Source organism: Rhodococcus sp. 15-725-2-2b (genome assembly GCF_002259075.1).
Taxonomy (GTDB): Bacteria; Actinomycetota; Actinomycetes; order Mycobacteriales; family Mycobacteriaceae; genus Rhodococcoides.
Window position 1 is genome coordinate 177,765 of record NZ_NPFL01000016.1, and the last position, 16,502, is coordinate 194,266.

Annotated in this window: 16 protein-coding genes; 5 read left to right on the top strand and 11 right to left on the bottom strand. The window is 61.6% G+C overall.

Features of this window, described 5'->3' with window-relative positions; all coding sequences use genetic code 11:
• Positions 1-161 precede the first annotated feature (161 nt).
• Positions 162-938 carry an IclR family transcriptional regulator gene (locus CH306_RS18060; RefSeq protein ID WP_167336911.1) on the top strand — a complete coding sequence of 259 codons (777 nt, stop codon included), beginning with the start codon at positions 162-164 and terminating at the stop codon, positions 936-938.
• Between the two features lie 89 nt (positions 939-1,027).
• On the opposite strand, the gene CH306_RS18065 is transcribed toward CH306_RS18060, so the two are convergent.
• The 8 genes from CH306_RS18065 to CH306_RS18100 all read right to left on the bottom strand — a co-directional run bounded on the left by CH306_RS18065 (position 1,028) and on the right by CH306_RS18100 (position 8,893).
• Complete coding sequence (locus tag CH306_RS18065) at positions 1,028-1,795, bottom strand: SDR family oxidoreductase (RefSeq protein ID WP_094631313.1); 768 nt, start codon at positions 1,793-1,795, stop codon at positions 1,028-1,030.
• A gap of 54 nt (positions 1,796-1,849) precedes the next feature.
• On the bottom strand, positions 1,850-3,286 hold the full coding sequence (locus CH306_RS18070) for a sugar porter family MFS transporter (RefSeq protein WP_254924313.1): 1,437 nt from the start codon (positions 3,284-3,286) through the stop codon (positions 1,850-1,852).
• Positions 3,287-3,745: 459 nt separating this feature from the next.
• A complete protein-coding gene (locus CH306_RS29135) occupies positions 3,746-4,078 on the bottom strand; it encodes a cupin domain-containing protein (protein WP_176460602.1) in 333 nt (110 codons plus the stop codon).
• Between the two features lie 194 nt (positions 4,079-4,272).
• The gene (locus CH306_RS18080; RefSeq protein WP_094631311.1) at positions 4,273-4,695 is read right to left on the bottom strand and encodes a nuclear transport factor 2 family protein; all 423 of its coding nucleotides are present in this window, start codon (positions 4,693-4,695) and stop codon (positions 4,273-4,275) included.
• 45 nt (positions 4,696-4,740) lie between these two features.
• Entirely contained in the window at positions 4,741-5,736 is a 996-nt protein-coding gene (locus tag CH306_RS18085; RefSeq protein WP_094631310.1) for a ketopantoate reductase family protein, read from the bottom strand.
• A 17-nt stretch (positions 5,737-5,753) separates the two neighbouring features.
• Complete coding sequence (locus tag CH306_RS18090; protein WP_208601188.1) at positions 5,754-6,470, bottom strand: HpcH/HpaI aldolase family protein; 717 nt, start codon at positions 6,468-6,470, stop codon at positions 5,754-5,756.
• A 107-nt stretch (positions 6,471-6,577) separates the two neighbouring features.
• Entirely contained in the window at positions 6,578-8,032 is a 1,455-nt protein-coding gene (locus CH306_RS18095) for an aldehyde dehydrogenase family protein (protein WP_094631309.1), read from the bottom strand.
• A 39-nt stretch (positions 8,033-8,071) separates the two neighbouring features.
• Positions 8,072-8,893, bottom strand: a complete 822-nt coding sequence (locus CH306_RS18100) for an SDR family NAD(P)-dependent oxidoreductase (protein ID WP_094631308.1) — start codon at positions 8,891-8,893, stop codon at positions 8,072-8,074.
• 148 nt (positions 8,894-9,041) lie between these two features.
• Between CH306_RS18100 and CH306_RS18105 the strand changes: the two genes are divergently transcribed.
• Together CH306_RS18105 and CH306_RS18110 are read left to right on the top strand one after the other, a co-directional pair.
• Positions 9,042-9,881, top strand: coding sequence for a hypothetical protein (locus CH306_RS18105; RefSeq protein ID WP_094631307.1), 840 nt, complete (start codon positions 9,042-9,044; stop codon positions 9,879-9,881).
• A gap of 122 nt (positions 9,882-10,003) precedes the next feature.
• Positions 10,004-11,494, top strand: coding sequence for an NAD-dependent succinate-semialdehyde dehydrogenase (locus tag CH306_RS18110; protein ID WP_094631306.1), 1,491 nt, complete (start codon positions 10,004-10,006; stop codon positions 11,492-11,494).
• A gap of 129 nt (positions 11,495-11,623) precedes the next feature.
• Here CH306_RS18110 and CH306_RS18115 read toward each other — a convergent pair whose 3' ends face one another.
• A complete protein-coding gene (locus CH306_RS18115; RefSeq protein ID WP_094647434.1) occupies positions 11,624-12,670 on the bottom strand; it encodes an NAD(P)-dependent alcohol dehydrogenase in 1,047 nt (348 codons plus the stop codon).
• Positions 12,671-12,767: 97 nt separating this feature from the next.
• Positions 12,768-13,430, bottom strand: a complete 663-nt coding sequence (locus CH306_RS18120) for an SDR family NAD(P)-dependent oxidoreductase (RefSeq protein WP_094631304.1) — start codon at positions 13,428-13,430, stop codon at positions 12,768-12,770.
• A gap of 219 nt (positions 13,431-13,649) precedes the next feature.
• Here CH306_RS18120 and CH306_RS18125 point away from each other — a divergent pair, with 219 nt between their 5' ends.
• On the top strand, positions 13,650-14,834 hold the full coding sequence (locus CH306_RS18125; protein WP_176459263.1) for an MFS transporter: 1,185 nt from the start codon (positions 13,650-13,652) through the stop codon (positions 14,832-14,834).
• Positions 14,835-15,093: 259 nt separating this feature from the next.
• Positions 15,094-15,798 (top strand): serine hydrolase, encoded by a 705-nt coding sequence (locus CH306_RS18130; protein ID WP_176458689.1) that lies wholly within the window; start codon positions 15,094-15,096, stop codon positions 15,796-15,798.
• 146 nt (positions 15,799-15,944) lie between these two features.
• Here CH306_RS18130 and CH306_RS18135 read toward each other — a convergent pair whose 3' ends face one another.
• Entirely contained in the window at positions 15,945-16,331 is a 387-nt protein-coding gene (locus CH306_RS18135) for a winged helix-turn-helix transcriptional regulator (RefSeq protein WP_176459261.1), read from the bottom strand.
• Positions 16,332-16,502 lie beyond the last annotated feature (171 nt).

The following is a 16,502-nucleotide window of genomic DNA, read 5'->3' on the forward strand; positions in this document are numbered from 1 at the left end:
GTGCGGCGTTACACGCCATGACGGGCCGGAGCACTAGGATGAGCGTTACGCGGCGAACGACGGAAGAAACGGGTCGGACTCGAACGATGGCACAGTCTCATGCATCGAATGACGTCGATGACGTGGCGGAAAGCCCGGACACGGCTGGCAGTCTGGAAAAGATGCTTCACATCCTGCAATTGTTCAGTGAAGCTCAGCCGATGTGGTCCACTGCCGCGATCCTCGAGTACCTCGATACTTCTCGTTCGACGGGGTATCGGTACATCAAGACGCTGAACGATGCCGGGTTGATCGCCGCTGTGCGTAACGGGCAGTACACTCTCGGCCCCCGAATCATCGAGATGGATCGCCAGATTCGTGAGACCGATCCTCTTCTGCTGGCCAGTCGTGGTGTGCTGGAGGATCTGGTGGACAACATCGGCCACTCGGCGTTGTTGTGCCGACCGTTTGGTGACTCGGTCCTCTGTGTCGGTGAGTACCGAGCTCCGCTCAGTCCGGCCAATCGTTTTTCTCGCGGTGAACGGCGTCCGTTGTTTCAAGGAGCGGTGTCGAAAATAATACTGGCCTACCTTCCGCACCACCGCCTGAAGGCGTTGTACCCGCGTCAACGCGAGCAAATTCAGCAGGCGGGTCTGGGTGACTCGTGGACCGCCTTCCGTGCGACTTTGGGTGCATTCAAGAAAGACGGCTTCGTTGTCACAGTGGGGGAGTTCAACCCTGGGGTCTGCGGCGTCGCGGCACCGGTTCTCACTGGCCAGAAAACCGCGCTTGGAAGTGTGGGGGTGGCGTGGGATGTGAACGAGCGGCGAGATGTCGACGTGCGGCGGGCAGTGGCGGCTGTGAAGCTTGCAGCGTCGAAGATTTCGGACGGGGTAGCCGACATACAACGTCGAGCCGACGCCGCAGACGGGGCGGGGCCGGTCCCGACCTCCCTGTGATCGAAGCGTCCGAGTACGCAACGCAAATCGCCGCCAGACGATGTGCTCTCACACGGTCTGACGGCAATTTGTCGATACTGGAAGGTCGATCAGATTCCGACGGTCTGGCCTCCGTCGATCACCATTGCATGACCGGTCGCGAAGCTCCCGAGGTCTGACGACAGCCACAGAACCGCAGACGCGATCTCGGCGGCGGTTCCCATCCGTCCCACGGGTTCCTGGCCGATCACACGAGCCCTGCCTTCGGGAGTGCCGCCCGAGAACCTGTCCATCATGGGCGTCTCGATGATGCCAGGACAGATCGCATTGACCCGAATGCCCTGGTCAGCGTAATCGAGTGCCGCGGACTTGGTCAGTCCGATCAATCCGTGCTTGGCTGCGACGTATGCGGCCTGTCCTCGAATTCCGATGACACCTGCTCCCGACGACGTGTTGACGATGGATCCACCACCGTTTTCGAGCATCGCGGGAATCTGGTACTTCATGCAGAGAAAAGCGCTTCGCAGATCGATGTCGATCAGCCGAGTCCACTCGTCTTCCTCGATGTCGACCAGCGGTGCGGCCGGCTGTTCGATGCCTGCGTTGTTGAATGCGACGTCGAGTCGTCCGAATTCCGCGACGGTCCGCTCGATGGCGCTACGAATGTCCGCCGAGGACGACACGTCGCAGCGCACGGCTACCGTTCGACCGCCGTGTTCGGCTGCAAGCCTCGCGGTTTCGTCATTTCCGGCGGTATCGATGTCGGCCAGAACCACGTCCGCACCCTCGCTCGCAAAGGCCAAGGCGGTTGCGCGGCCGATTCCGCTGCCGGCTCCCGTCACGAATACAGCTTTTCCGGCAAATCTGCGTTCAGTCATTTTCGGGCAATCGCCTTCTGTTGGGTGAGTGAGAAAGGTTTGCTGTGCGCCAGGCTACGAACTTGCTGCGGATGCGGTGCCGCGGGCTCGCATCTCGACTTCCACTTCTTCGAGGGTGCGCCCCTTGGTCTCGGGAATGAACCGAAACGCAAACAGTGCGGCGAGCACGTTCAGTACCATGAATCCGCCGAACACCACCACGGACCCGAACCGCTCCGCGAGGATTGGGAAGAGGAACGAAATGAGCGAGTTCGCAATCCAGAGCCCGCCCAGAGAGGCGCCCATGGCAAATCCGCGGATTGGTAGGGGGAACAGTTCGGACAGCACCAGGAAGCCTGTCGTTCCGAGGAAGGTCACCATGAAGCCGGTGACCGACAGCATGAACAGCAGGATCAGGTAGGAACGCACGGTGGTTTCGGGCAACATGTACGTAATCAAAAGACCGAAGTGCGACACCGCGACACCGACGAAGCCCAACAGCATCATCTTGCGCCGTCCCATGATGCCGAGAATCCACATTCCGATGATCGTGAAGAGGATCATCGCAATTCCCACTGTGACGGACGCGAGCAGAGCGGCGGATCTGGTCAGGCCGGACGTTTCGAGAACCGTCGGTGCGTAATACATCACGACGTTGATCCCTGTGGTCTGCTGAGCAACCGCCAGAACGATGCCGACCATGATCAAGCGTTTCATCCAGGGTTCGTTGCGAAGCACGGCCATGACCGACACTTTGCCCTGGACTTGGTCGTCTTCCACGATCGAGGAAATCTGCTTGTACTCGGCTTCGACCCGGTCTGCCATATGGGCACGTCGGAGCACGTTCTTGGCTTCGTCCCATCTCTGCTTGCTCGCATACCAACGAGGGGTGTCGGGTAGCGCGAGCATGCCGAAGAACAAGGCGACGGCAGGAATCGCGGCAATGCCGATCATGTAGCGCCACACCACTGAGCTGTCGACCAGGTTGGCCAGCAACGCGTTGAGTACGAAGGCCAAGAACAGCCCGACGGTGATCATCAACTGATTCATCGTGACAATGCGGCCTCGCTGCGACGCAGGTGCCATCTCGGCGAGATAAAGCGGAACGACGACGGATGCGACTCCGACGGCGTAGCCCAAGGCAATTCGTCCTGCGACCAGAATTGCGACCGTCGGAGCGAGAGCGCAGACGATGGTGCTGACGATGAAGATGAAGCCAGCGATGACCAATGACTTTCTGCGTCCCAAGCGGTCTGCGATCGGACCGCCCAAGAGTGCACCTGCTGTCGCGCCGGGAAACAGCAGCGAGGTGACCACCAACCCTTCGCTGACGGCGGTGAGGTTGAAGTCGTCACGTAGATATACGAGTGCACCCGCGATCACGCCAGTGTCGAGACCGAACAGCAACCCGCCGATACTGGCGATCAGCGTCAGCCGGAACAGAAACGTTCTGGGGTCTTCACGACTACCTTGATCGGTCGCGACCCGCGTGGAGTCCAACTTGTCGGACACAGAAATTCTCCTTCGTGATGAACGGCCTGTGCCGCGGAAGTTCGCATGTATCGGTCGATGCCCGGTCTTGCGGTCGGTCTTCGGCAACAGTGTGGGTGCAGCCGTGGTTGTCACGGCAGCGGCAAGTCCTACGGTGAAACGCGGGGCGCGGGCCCAGGGTCGGGCGGTAGTGGCCGCGCTGCTTGAGTGCCACGCGTCGCTGGAGTGTTGACACTTGCTGCGATTACGCAAAGTGACGGCACTCACATCGTTGAAGATATCCTGCCATGTGGGAAATAGTCAACAGTTTGATTCGATCTGTTCGGCACTGTCGCCACGCGGAAGGTGAAGGTGCAAGATCTTGGGTGCCGAGTATCGACCCTGGATTCGATTGCTTCGGTCACGTTGACGGACAAAAGATTCCGGCCCCGCTCAGCGGAACCGGAATCCCGAGTCGGTACGAGCTCGAGTCGGTATGAGTCAGCGAGTCGCGGCGATGTGCACAGCGGAGACCACGCAGAATTCGTCGGTCCGATTTCGCCACGCATGCTTGGTTCCACGTTGAATGATGGTGTCGCCCGGCCGCATGACCGTCTCGCCGGTGTCGAGGATGACGCACGCCTCACCCGAGATGACGGTGACGATGTCGATGGTGTCCGTCGTGTGCATGCCTGGAGGATCCGACGAGTCGACCGCGTCGCCTGCGCCGGATTCCGCCAGGATTCGCGCATAGCCGCCTTCGTAATCCCACTCGTTGTCTGGGGCGAAAGCGGTGATGACGTAGTTGTAGCCCGCCGGCGGGGGCGGAATCACCGCGGCACTCGGAGGGCCGTTCGGAGCCGTGACCGGAGTCGGAACTTCGGTCCCCTGCCACAGGTGATTCCGGGTGTAGCCGTCGGCCACTAGGCGGTCTGTCGTTGGACCGTCACTCGTGATAGCTGATCGGCCTTTGTCGTCAAGGCCAGTGACGATGAGGCGAGACTGAAACTCGCGGTGTTCTCCGGTCATCAGTGAACCTTCCGTCCGCTGTCGAGTGTCGCCGATTCGCGCAGCAGTGCTTCGTCTACAGGTGCATTGTCAACGTAGATTTTCTGATCCACGAACTTCCCGTCGACGATGGTGATCTTCGAGGCGGCTTTGATTTCGACGACCTCGCCGCCGCGCAACGTCCAACGGCCGAGAGACTCGAAGAAGACGACACCGTCGTCCTCTTCCCAGACGTCGACGAGATCGTGTGCGAGTGATTCGACCCTGTCCAGCGCGGTGCTGAAGGCCGAGATGACCTTCTCGCGCCCGACGATCTCTGGGCTGTTGCCGAACGTCAGAGTCATGTTCTCTGCGTAGTACGTTGAGAATTGTCGAGGATCGTTGTTCTGCATGGCCGTGTAGTACTCGGTGAGCAGAGTGATCGTGTCGGGCGTTGCGCGCATAGGTGCGATCTCCGTAATTAACAGTGGTGGGGGTGGGTCGACGGTTCACGCCGAGTCGCGATAGAGGCCCGCAGCACGTGCTCGTTGAATGACCAGTTCGATCACGAAAGACAACGTCGGTGTCGGGACGTCAGCCAGTGCGGCCAGCTCGAGAGGGACTCGAAACAGAGCGTCGATCTCCATCGGCCGGCCGGCCTGTAGATCCTGAACGACGCTCTGCAGATGAGTCGATGCCGATTGCTTACGTAGAACGTCTCCGGGATCGGCCGGTTCGCATCCCAGCGCTCGTGCGATGGCACCGTTTTCTGTCACCATCGTCAACGCGGTCGCTGCCACAGGTGGTTTGTCGAGAACGTCCTTCATGACGGAGCTGCTCAGCACGCCCAGCGCGCCACCGATCAGGTTCATCGACAGTTTTGCCCAGACGGCGTCGCGGATCTGCGAGGTGGTTGTTGCTTCGAGCCCGCTCGAGTCGAAGAGCGACGCAACGGCCTCCAAGCGATTGTCGACTCGACCGTCAGGCCTGCCGAGTATCAGCCTGTTGCGTGGATTTACGGCGGCGATTTCTCCTGGTGCGACGACGGTTCCCGCGGTGTACGCAACGGCACCCACCGACCGGTCGGGACCGATGAGCGAGAACAGGGAAAGATCGGGATCGAGTCGTCGTAAATCGGTACCGTCCAGAGGTCCACCGTGGGAGTGGAAGTACCACCATGGAATTCCGTTCGAGACGAACACGACGAGGCTGTCATCGTGCAGCAGCGACGCGATGTCCGCGGCGATGGACGGCAGCGTGGGGGCCTTGACCGTGACGAAGACGATGTCCTGTGGCTCGAGATCGCCCGGTCTATCGGTGGCGGACGGGTGTGAGTGCAACTCCCCATCGTGGGTTCGCACCCGGAGGCCGCGTTCGCGTACCGCTGCGAGATGTGGGCCGCGCGCGATGACCGAGACCTCAGGTCCGCCCCCGCCTGCAGCAAGGCGGCCTGCGAGGTGTCCGCCGACGGCTCCGGCTCCGTAAATACATACTTTCGTGGGCATGTGACTGCTTTCCCGCGTCAGGAGAACTGCTGACGCTTCTGTGCGGCGGCACCGGCAAGGAACGAAATGTCGTTGCCGGTCGAGACGTAGCCGGCACCCATGTCCAGGTACTGACGGATCAAGTCCGGACGACCGCCCATTCCGCCGATTCCCACAGTCTTTCCACCGGCCTTGCATGCTGCGATGACTCGCAGGTACGCCTCGTGAATTTTCGGATGATCCACCTGCCCGGCGACACCCAGTTCGACGCTCAGATCGTTGGCTCCCACAAGCACCACGTCGACGCCGTCGACCGCCGCGATGTCCTCGGCTGCGTCCAGACCGGCCTGAGATTCGATCATGACGATGACCATCGACGCTTGGTCCAGCTCGCGTACGACTTGCTCGGCCGGCAGTGTTCGATAATGCAATTGGGGGGCAGCCCCGGCAAGGGAGCGCTCGCCGAGCGGGGCATGCTTGACCGCTCGAACAGCGGCCCGCGCCTCGTCGGCGGACGCAACACCCGGAACGACGATTCCCATTGCGCCGGAGTCCATCACGCGTGCTATGAGCGCCGGATCGAGGTCAGGAACGCGAACCAAAGGCGTGACACCCAGATGATTGCAGGCCATACATATCTGGCCTGCGTCCTGCAGTGAGAAGCTGCTGTGTTCGAGGTCGATGTAGACAGTGTCGAATCCCGCGGTATGCGCAATTGAGGCGATGTCGATCGTCCGTACGAGGCGGACCGTCATCGAGTAAACGGGTTCGCCTCGGGAAAGCTTCTCTTTCGCGAAATTGTGAAGTAGGACTGGGGTTTCGTCGCTCATGTGCTGTGGTCTCCTGTGTGATCTGGGTGTGTTCAGCCGAACAGGGCAGGCAAGTCGCTCGCCTCGTCCTCGAACCCGTAGACGGACTTGACTTCCAAATATTCTTCGAGGCCGAGTTTGCCCATCGAGCGGCCGATTCCGGATTGCTTGTAGCCACCCATCGGTGTGTGGGAGTCCGTTGCTGCGCCGTTCACGCTGATGCGCCCGGCGCGAATTCGGTTCGCCACTTTTCTGGCGTTCGCGAGGTCGCCGCCGAACACGTAGCCGCCGAGGCCGTACGGGGAGTCATTCGCGATGTTCACTGCTTCGTCTTCGTCGCGGTACGAAAGAACGGCCAGAACAGGTCCGAATACCTCCTCGCGGGCGATCGTCATCTTCGGTGTGACTCCGGTGAACACTGTTGGCTGCACGAAGTACCCGCGGTGGAGGCCCTTCGGCCGATCAGCGCCACCCGTTTCGAGAACAGCACCCTCGTCGATGGCGGTCCGAATCAGATTCTGGATTGATGTGAGCTGGCCGGCGCTGACGACAGGTCCCATCGTGGTCGAACTCTCCAGTGGATCGCCGATTCGGAATCGCCGCGCCTCATCGAGAAGGAAAGGGACCACGTTTTCGATCTGACTCTCGTGCACCAGCATTCGGCTGGGCGCGTGGCAGGATTGGCCGGTGTTGAGGAAGCACCTCTGAATGTTCCATCGCGCGGCCTTCTCGAGGTCAGCATCCGGAAGGACGATGTTCGCAGACTTGCCACCCAGTTCGAGGCATACCCGCTTGACGGTGCTCGTTGCCGCGGCTGCTCCCACGAGCTTGCCGGCACCGGTGGATCCGGTGAACGAGATCATGTCGACGTCGGGGTGATGGGACAACCGGTCACCCACCTCGCGACCGGTGCCACTCACCAGGTTGAATACTCCCGCTGGAACACCGGCCTCGTGGAGTACCTCGGCCAAGAGCACGCCGCTGGCAGCGGATTCGACGCTCGGTTTGGCGACTACGGTGCACCCGGCCGCCAAGGCGTAGATGAGTTTGATGACTCCCGTTTGAACTGGCCAGTTCCACGGTGAGACCAACCCGCACACGCCGATCGGTTCGCGACGAACAATAGCTCCGCCGACCCTCGACTCGAACGGATAGTCGCGCAGGAGGTCGCGGGCAACCCTCATGTGATCGGCCGGTCCGGTGACCTGTGCACGGTTCGCGACCGGAATGCCCACCTCTCGCGCGATGAGCTCGGAGAAGTCGTCCAGACGTGACTCGTAGACGTCGATGATCCGATCCAACAGCGCGATTCGACTCTCGACGGAGCTTTCCGAGAAAGTTTCGAACGCACGGCGCGCGGCTGCAACCGCGAGATCTACGTCTGCGACGCCACCAAGGGCAACGGTGGCGAATGCTTCTTCGCGGGTGGGGTCGATCAGTTCGATCGTTTTGGGTGCGATGGGCTCGACCCATCGACCGTCGATATACAGGTGCGGGTATTGCCTCATGGATCGAGCCTTCCTCGGGTGTTTGTCAGGTCGGTTGGACTAGCTGCTGTGTGTGTAGCCCCCGTCGCACGCGATCGTCTGCCCTGTGACGAACGCGGACGCAGGAGTTGCCAGAAAGAACATGATGCCGACGAGATCGGTGGGCACCATTCCGCGTGGAATGCATTGGAGCGACTGGGCGCGCTGGCGAACCTCGGCGGTGGGGTTGATGACTCGTTCGACCTCGGTGGCAACCGACCCCGGCCGAATGCAGTTGACGGTAATTCCGTGCGGGCCGAGCTCGCGCGCCAGCGAATTGGTCATACCGATCAGCGCGGACTTGGAGGTCACGTAGTGCAGGTAGTTCACCGTGCCGCGGGTCACCGCGTCGGAGGAGACGTTGACGATACGACCGAAGCCCGCCTTGCGCATGTGGGCCGCTACTGCCCGGACGCACAGATATGTCCCGGTGATGTTGACCCGCAACACGTGTTCCCACTGTTCGACGGGAATTTCGTCGAAGGGCCCCTTCTCGATGGTTGCGAACACGGATGCGTTGTTGATGAGCACGTCGACACGGCCCCACTTGGAGACGACGGTATCGACCATGGCACCCACAGCTTGCTCGTCGGCGACATCTACCTTCACCGCCAAAGCGACGCCGCCTGCATTCTCGATCTCGCCGACAACTGCTTTTGCCCTGCCTTCGTCGAGATCGGCAACAACGGCGAGAGCCCCGGCTGCAGCGAACTGTCGTGCGACCTCACGGCCGATGCCTTGTCCAGCACCGGTCACGATCACCACGCGATCGTTGACGCTGAAGTCGCGCGCCGAAGCGGGGACTCCCGAATCCTGGGGGGCGTGTGTGAGCGCTGTGGTCATGTCGGTCCTTGTCGAAGTCTCGTTGTGTGGTGTCTGGGTCTTCAGCGAATTTGTGATCCGCATCTATTTAGTGGTGGACAATATCCCGAACTATGGGATATTGTCAACGAAGTTCGGAACGAACGTACAAGCAGCTAAGGAGCAGAACATGCGAGTGAGCAGGGCATCGGAGACCGGCGAGGAAGCCGTCGGCACAATGCGCGAGGGAAAGCTCGAACAGAAGCATCTTCTGTTCGGTGTGGACGGCTCGCCCAACAACTACGATCTGAACACCGGCTACACCGGTAGCGGTGGTTGGAGGACTCCGCGTCACCGACACGACTTCGATCAGATCCGCTACGTCGTCGAGGGCCGTCTGCCGTACTCGGAGACCGACTACCTGGAGCAGGGTTGGGTCGGCTACTTCCCCGAGAGCGTTCATTACGGACCCCAGGAACGTGAGGAAGGCTTGCGCACACTGGTTCTGCAGGCCGGTGGAGCCAGCGGCAACGGCTATCTCTCTGTAGCGCAGCGTGAAGCGACCAATGCCGAGTTGAACAAGAAGGGTGCGTTCAAGAAGGGTCTTTACCACTACACCGACGAAAACGGGGTAGAGCAGACCTTGGACGGTTCACAGGCGATCTTCGAGCACGCTACAGGCCGCAAACTGGAGTTTGCGACTCCGCGCTACACCGACGTGATAGCCATGAATCCAGAGGCATACGACTGGATCCAGCAGGGTGAATCGGGAGTGTGGGACAAGTGGCTCGGCAACTTCACCGAGCGCAACCTCCGCCTCGGGTTCGTCCGCCTCGACGCGGGCGCGACCTACGGGGCGGGACAGTTTTCGTCGATCGAGATTCTGTTTCAGCTCAACGGTAACGTGCTAGTCGGTGGCGAGAAGTACGGTGCCGAAACGGGTTACGAGTTCCTGGCCAACGAGGGCCCCGTGGCCATCGAAGCCGTCGAACCCACAGAGTTCTTTCGCGCTGTGCTGCACACGTTCTGAGCCTGCTACTGAACGATGGCGTGCCCTTGCCTTGACGTACGCCTACACGCGCCGCGTGCGCAAGAGTTGGACGATCGGCGACTGGTCGACATCCCGTCACCGGAAAGTAGGCTGAGAAAATCATGACTACCGATCTCAGCGACAGCCGTTCGTCTCAACGAGCAAGGGCGACCATCGCCGCAGTCCCTACCGGCGTATTCATCGGTGGGGAGTGGGAAGAAGCAGCATCCGGTGAACGTTTCGAGGTCATCGACCCAGCAAGTGGGCACGTCATCGCGACGGTCGCGGACGGAGGACCTGAGGACGCGCAGCGCGCCATCGAAGCAGCCGGCCGCGTCCAGAAAGACTGGGCGAAGACCTCGCCCCGCGAGCGAAGCGAGCTCCTGCGCCGGGCGTATGAACTGATGCTGCTCGAGCAGGAGGATCTGGCACTCATCATCACCAGCGAGATGGGCAAACCCATTGGGCAGGCGAGGGACGAGGTCGCCTACGCTGCCGAATTCTTCCGATGGTTCTCCGAGGAAGCAGTTCGCGTCGCCGGTGACGTCACGACAACGGGTGACGGAAAGAATCGCATCATCGTCTCTCGTGAACCGGTTGGACCATGTGTTCTCATCACTCCGTGGAACTTTCCGCTCGCGATGGGTACGCGAAAGATCGGGCCGGCCATCGCGGCAGGATGCACTGTGGTCTTCAAACCCGCGAATCTCGCACCGCTCGCGTCCCTCGCGCTCGTGGACATCCTTGTTCGGGTCGGCCTACCCGAAGGTGTCGTCAACGTCGTGTGTACGACCGATGCATCGGCTGTCGTGTCGCCGTGGATGGCCAGTGGAATTGCCCGCAAGATCAGCTTTACGGGCTCGACGGCTGTCGGTGTCCTGCTTCTCGAGCAGGCGTCTCGCCATGTCATGCGGTCGTCGATGGAGCTCGGCGGTAACGCTCCGTTTATCGTGTTCGAGGATGCGAATCTTGATCGAGCCGTCGAAGGCGCGTTCGCGGCCAAGATGCGGAACATGGGCGAGGCGTGCACGGCGGCCAATCGCATTCTGGTGCAACGGTCGGTCGCAGATGAGTTTGCCAGACGGCTCGCAGAGCGGTTGGGCGCGCTCTCGCTCGGTGACGGAGTCGACGAAGCTACGGAAGTCGGCCCTCTCGTCGATAAGAAAGCTCTGACGAAGGTCGAAGATCTCGTAGGTGATGCCCTCCGCAGGGGAGCGAAGGTGATCTGCGGCGGTGCGAGGCCGGACCGTCCTGGATACTTTTATCTACCAACGGTTCTCGTCGACGTCCCGGCCGACGCTGACCTCATGTTCGAGGAGATTTTCGGGCCCGTGGCTGCCATAGTGCCGTTCGACTCGGAGGACGAGGCTGTGCGTCTCGCCAACGACACCCCTTGGGGTCTTGCCGCGTATCTGTTCACCCAGGATGTCGATAGAAGCTTTCGCGTCGGGGATGCCCTCGAAGTCGGAATGGTTGGTCTCAACACCGGCATCGTGTCCAACCCTGCCGCGCCGTTCGGCGGTGTCAAGGCCTCTGGATTGGGGCGCGAGGGTGGACGGGTGGGGATCGACGAGTTCCTCGAGTACAAATACATGGCGATACCGCGTACCTGACCGGCACCGGATTACATCCGGTGCCCAGTCGTTGCAATGCCGACGCCACTGAAAACGACGCTGACGACCCGCCGGCGCGAGCACGTTACGCGCGTGCGCCGGCGGTCGGCGTCATAGTCGAGTGAGAACTCAGGCCAAGGTCGAGGTATCGATGACGAAGCGGTACCGGACGTCGGATGCGAGGACCCGCTCCCAGGCGTCGTTGATCTTGTCGGCGGAGATGACCTCGATCTCGGCACCGAGATGGTGCTCGGCGCAGAAGTCGAGCATTTCCTGAGTTTCGGCGATCGATCCGATGGCCGAGCCTGCGAAGGTCCTGCGGTGGGGGATGAGCGAGAAGACCTGTATCGGAAGCGGTTCCGCGGGGGCACCGACGTTGACCATGGCACCGTCTACTGCGAGCAGTGACAGATGTGCGTTCAGGTCGATCGAGGCGCTGACGGTGTTGATGATCAGGTCGAATGTGGATGCGAGCGTCTCGAAGGTATCGGGGTCGCTGGTTGCGTAGTAGTGGTCGGCTCCCAGTCGGAGTCCGTCTTCTTGCTTCTTCAATGATTGCGACAGCACCGTTACCTCGGCACCCATGGCGTGGGCGATCTTGACGGCCATGTGGCCCAATCCGCCCATGCCGACGACGGCTACCTTCTTGCCGGGTCCGGCACCCCAGTGGCGCAGGGGTGAGTAGGTGGTGATGCCGGCGCACAGCAGGGGTGCGGCGGCGTCGAGTTCGATGCCCTCGGGGATCTTGACGACGAAGTGCTCGGTGACGACGACTTGCTGGGAGTAGCCGCCCTGGGTGGTGGTGCCATCGCGGTCGGTGCTGCCATAGGTCTGGATGTTGCCGACGAGGCAGTACTGCTCGAGTCCTTTGACACACTGGGCGCACTCGCCGCAGGAGTTGACCATGCAGCCGACTCCGACGCGATCGCCGACGGTGTGCGTGGTGACCTCGGATCCGACCTCGGCAACGATGCCGGCGATTTCGTGTCCGACGACCTGGGGGTAGTTGATCGGTCCCCATTCGCCTCGTGCGGTGTGGATGTCGGAGTGGCAGATGCCGGCGAATTTGATATCGATTCGGACGTCGTGCGGCCCGAGGTCGCGGCGTTCGATGGTGGCGGGGGACAGGGGCTGGTCGGCTGCGGTGGCGGCGTAGGCCTTCACTGAAGTTGTCATGTTTCGATGGAACACCGCGGACGGCAATCGAACCAGTCTCTGAGAAAAGGTGTACTGGCAAGGTACCTTTGTCTGCGCTCGACCGCCGGTCCGAAGCTCAATCCAGAGGGGCCACGAAGACGCGGAATTCCTTGCGCTCGGTGTGGATTCCCCACAGCGACTGGGCGAGGGCATCTGGCTCGTGCGATGGCTCACCTGCGCCAATTCCCCGCGGGATGATCAGCTGGCCGACGTGCAGACCCTCGGGTGCAAGGGCATCGTGAAGCATTTGAGCATAAGCACTTTCCCCGGCGAACGCGATCGAGGTGCCCGCGACGGAGGGTCCGGGCCGAACAGCGCTCGACCCGTTCACGAAGAGGACGGTGCCACGCCCGAGCGCGCGCATTCCGGGCAGCACGTGCGTCACAGCCGTGACAGGTCCGTAGATGGAGAACTCGACTGGACCGGCAAGATCCTCGGCGGTGGTCTCCAGTACAGGCTTCATGAATTCCTTCGCGGGCACGGGGCTGTATTGCAGTACCTCGATCGGGCCCAGTCGTTCGGCCGCGGAATCCAGAGCTGCTGTCAGCGATTTCGCGTCCCGCACATCGGCAGCAAAACCCTGGGCGGTAATTCCTTCGTCGACAAGCCGTCCGGCGATGCGGTCGACGTTGTTCTGGTTCCTGGAAATGAGCGCTACTGCGAGTCCTTCACGCCCGAAACGTCGAGCCACAGCGGAGCCGAGACCTTCACCCGCACCGATGATTGCGATCGTGGTCATTTGTTTTATCTCCTCGTGTTGGGGCGTTCACCGATTTCCGTCCTTTCCACAGTGGCGTGAAGTCGCCCGAGTAGCAAGTTCGGCGCTGGCGGCGAACAGGTCTTTTCCGCCATGAGCGGTTCCCTGTCAGTACACCCCACAGCAGGGACTCCCGCGGTCGCCGCTCGCTCTGTTTACTCGAGCGCATGCCCCTACGACAATCGCCTTTCATCGCCGCCGATGACCGCGCCTGACGATCGAACGCCGCAACCGTTCGCGTTCGCCACCGCAACAGCGGCGCTCGTTACGGTGTTCGCTGCGTCCGGGGCCCCTATTCCGTTGTACGAGCGATATCGAGCTGCGGCAAGATTGAGCACGCAAGACCTGTCGCTGGCCGCGGTCGCGTACTTCGTCGCCGTCCTGATCGCACTGGTAGTACTGGGCCGCCTGTCCGACCATCTTGGCCGCCGGGTCGTTGCAGTCGCGGCTGTGATCCTCGCCGCGATCGGAAGCCTCATTCTGCTCGATGTGTCCAACCTCGGTATTTTGTTGACCGGCAGAGTCTTTCACGGCCTGGCATGTGGGCTTGCGTCTTCGGCGCTCACCACCTACGTCATCGACACTGCCCCCGACCGCCCGCGCTGGCTTGCTGCCGGCGCAGCTGCGGGTGGGCCGGTCTCGGGGCTCACCATCGGTTCGCTCGGAACCGGAGCTCTCGCTCAGTACGCTCCGGCACCCCTGGCGGCCACCTACGTGATCGATGTCGGCCTGCTCGCTGTGTGTGCTGTGCTGCTCCTGTTCGCTCACGATCCTGTGAACCGACGACAGGGAGCATTGACGTCGCTACGTCCTCGCGTGTCCATTCCCGCTGCGGTTCGACCGTTGTTGCCGGGCGCTGTTGCCGTGTTCGGTGCCACGTGGGCGCTCGGCGGTTTCTACCAAGCTTTCAGCCCGACGATCGCGGCCCGAGACCTGGGGACCACCAACACCCTCGTGGCTGCAGTGGTTTTCGCATCGTTCATGGCCCCGTACGCATTGGGCGGCCCACTCACCGCCCGCCTTACGCCATCCGTGGCGCAGCGCGCGGGCATCGTGGTGTTCGCAGTTGCCGTCGTCGGCATCGCAACAAGTTTGCTTGCCGGATCGACCCTCGGGGTCATCGCTTTCGGCGTAATCGCCGGTGCGGCACAGGGTATGACGTTCACAGGGTCCGTCCGCGCGTTACTGTCAAAAACGGCTAGGGGCGAACGTGCAGGCCTGATGTCGGCGGTGTACCTCTTCTCCTATTGTGGAGCCGCCGCACCGAGCCTTGTCGCCGGCCGTTTGTCCAGCATTGTTGCCCTCCCGCACATCGCATTCGGATATGCGGCGATCGCCGCGGTGTCCGCCGTCGTCACAGTGAGGACTTCTCGTGCAGAGCGCTGAAATACCGCGCCGGCAGATCGCTCGGGCCGTGTCTCGAACTGCAGTCGGCCGTGCTGCCCTAACTGCAGTCGTCGTTCTCGTATTGTCCGTGTCGGCACCGATGCACTGCGTTGCCACCGATTTGGTCACTGCGCCTAGCGCTGTCGAGAGTGCGGAACCACCTGCCGAGACTGCCACCGAAGTGTCAGGGATCGAACCGGCGAGCCTCGAGAAGAGGATGCGCGCCGCCACCGAGGTGGGGGCGCTGAACGGTGCGCGAGTGTCTATCACTTTCATGGACCGGGTCAGCGGGATTCGGGCTACCAACGGTAACGAGGAGCCGATCGAAACTGCGTCGGTGTCGAAGCTCTTCATCGCGGACGATCTGCTGTTCCGTAACGAGCGCGGTGAGGTCGATTTGAGCGGAAGTGACAGAACCCAGATCGACGCTATGCTGCGCTCCTCGGACGATGCCGCGGCCGAGCAACTCTGGAATCGTTTTGGGCGCAACGACATCGTGGGGCGTGTAGCTGCTCGCTACGGGTTGCCCTCCACTTCGGTGCAGCCGGGGGACGAATGGTGGCGAACTCGAACCACGATGAACGATGTGGTGACCTTCTACTCCGCGATGATCGACGGTGCCGGTGGTCTCTCGCGCTCGCGGTCGGTTGCTGTCCTTTCGAATTTGCAGAACTTCACGCGTTTCGGCGCGGACGGCTACTACCAGCGTTTTGGACTTCCCGATGCGTTACCCGATGAGAACAGCCTCGGTGTCAAGCAGGGGTGGATGTGCTGCGTGGGTGGCGACTGGATTCATTTGTCGACCGGGTTCGTCGGTCCCGACCACCGCTACTTGGTGGCAATCGCCTCTCGCGAGGCCGCGAGCGAATACGGCGGAGGTTCGGTCGGTGCGGACCATGCTCGTCGGACCATGACCGCGATTGCGTCCGAGCTGTTCCCTTCGGGCCGTGTCGATCCCAGTTGACCCCTCAGCTGACCGAGTTCAATCTCGGTCGTGACCCCTCCGAACTTCGAGGTTTGTCCGGTGCCTCGCTCGATGGCAGGCCGGGACCATTCTTTCAGTGGAAGTCGAAAGCTTGAACGTGGTCAGGGGCCCGGTGCGTCTCCAGTTCAAATCTTCGGCGTGTCGTCGGTGAGTTCGTCGGTTCCGAGAGGTTCTCGGCAGTGGGAACAGACGACCATGGCCTCGAAAGCTTCTCCACAACGAGTGTGAACAAAACGGCGACGCCGGGCATCCGGCGGACTGTAGGCATCGCCCCAAGATTTGAGAACCAGCAACACTCGCGCCAGGTCCAGGCCCTTCGTGGTCAGGAAGTAACCGTCGCGGGGCGATCCTTCCCTGTAGGGACGCTTTTCGACGATTTCTTCGTCGGCGAGTTTGCGCAAGCGACTGGCCAGCACGTCTCTCGGCGCTCCCGTATCGGCAATCACATCGGTGAACCGCACCGAGCCGAGTGCAAGGCTGCGAACGACATGGAGAGACCAGCGGTCGCTCACAGCATCGAGTGCGATTGTGAGCGCGTCATTTGGTTGGACTTTCAAACTGATTGCCCCTACATTCGGTCTGGTTATCCAACCAAATTACCTCGAGGGGTGTTGTGTCCGATTCGACTTCTCCAGCTGCGGTGTCCGAAGACCGGCCCGAGCATGCGCGCATGCCCGCCCGCC

Coding starts and splice junctions, on each gene's coding strand:
- CH306_RS18060 (WP_167336911.1), top strand. CDS start 162: ATGCTTCACATCCTGCAATTGTTCAGTGAAGCTCAGCCGATGTGGTCC.
- CH306_RS18065 (WP_094631313.1), bottom strand. CDS start 1,795: ATGACTGAACGCAGATTTGCCGGAAAAGCTGTATTCGTGACGGGAGCC.
- CH306_RS18080 (WP_094631311.1), bottom strand. CDS start 4,695: ATGCGCGCAACGCCCGACACGATCACTCTGCTCACCGAGTACTACACG.
- CH306_RS18085 (WP_094631310.1), bottom strand. CDS start 5,736: ATGCCCACGAAAGTATGTATTTACGGAGCCGGAGCCGTCGGCGGACAC.
- CH306_RS18090 (WP_208601188.1), bottom strand. CDS start 6,470: ATGACGGTCCGCCTCGTACGGACGATCGACATCGCCTCAATTGCGCAT.
- CH306_RS18095 (WP_094631309.1), bottom strand. CDS start 8,032: ATGAGGCAATACCCGCACCTGTATATCGACGGTCGATGGGTCGAGCCC.
- CH306_RS18100 (WP_094631308.1), bottom strand. CDS start 8,893: ATGACCACAGCGCTCACACACGCCCCCCAGGATTCGGGAGTCCCCGCT.
- CH306_RS18105 (WP_094631307.1), top strand. CDS start 9,042: ATGCGAGTGAGCAGGGCATCGGAGACCGGCGAGGAAGCCGTCGGCACA.
- CH306_RS18110 (WP_094631306.1), top strand. CDS start 10,004: ATGACTACCGATCTCAGCGACAGCCGTTCGTCTCAACGAGCAAGGGCG.
- CH306_RS18115 (WP_094647434.1), bottom strand. CDS start 12,670: ATGACAACTTCAGTGAAGGCCTACGCCGCCACCGCAGCCGACCAGCCC.
- CH306_RS18120 (WP_094631304.1), bottom strand. CDS start 13,430: ATGACCACGATCGCAATCATCGGTGCGGGTGAAGGTCTCGGCTCCGCT.
- CH306_RS18125 (WP_176459263.1), top strand. CDS start 13,650: ATGACCGCGCCTGACGATCGAACGCCGCAACCGTTCGCGTTCGCCACC.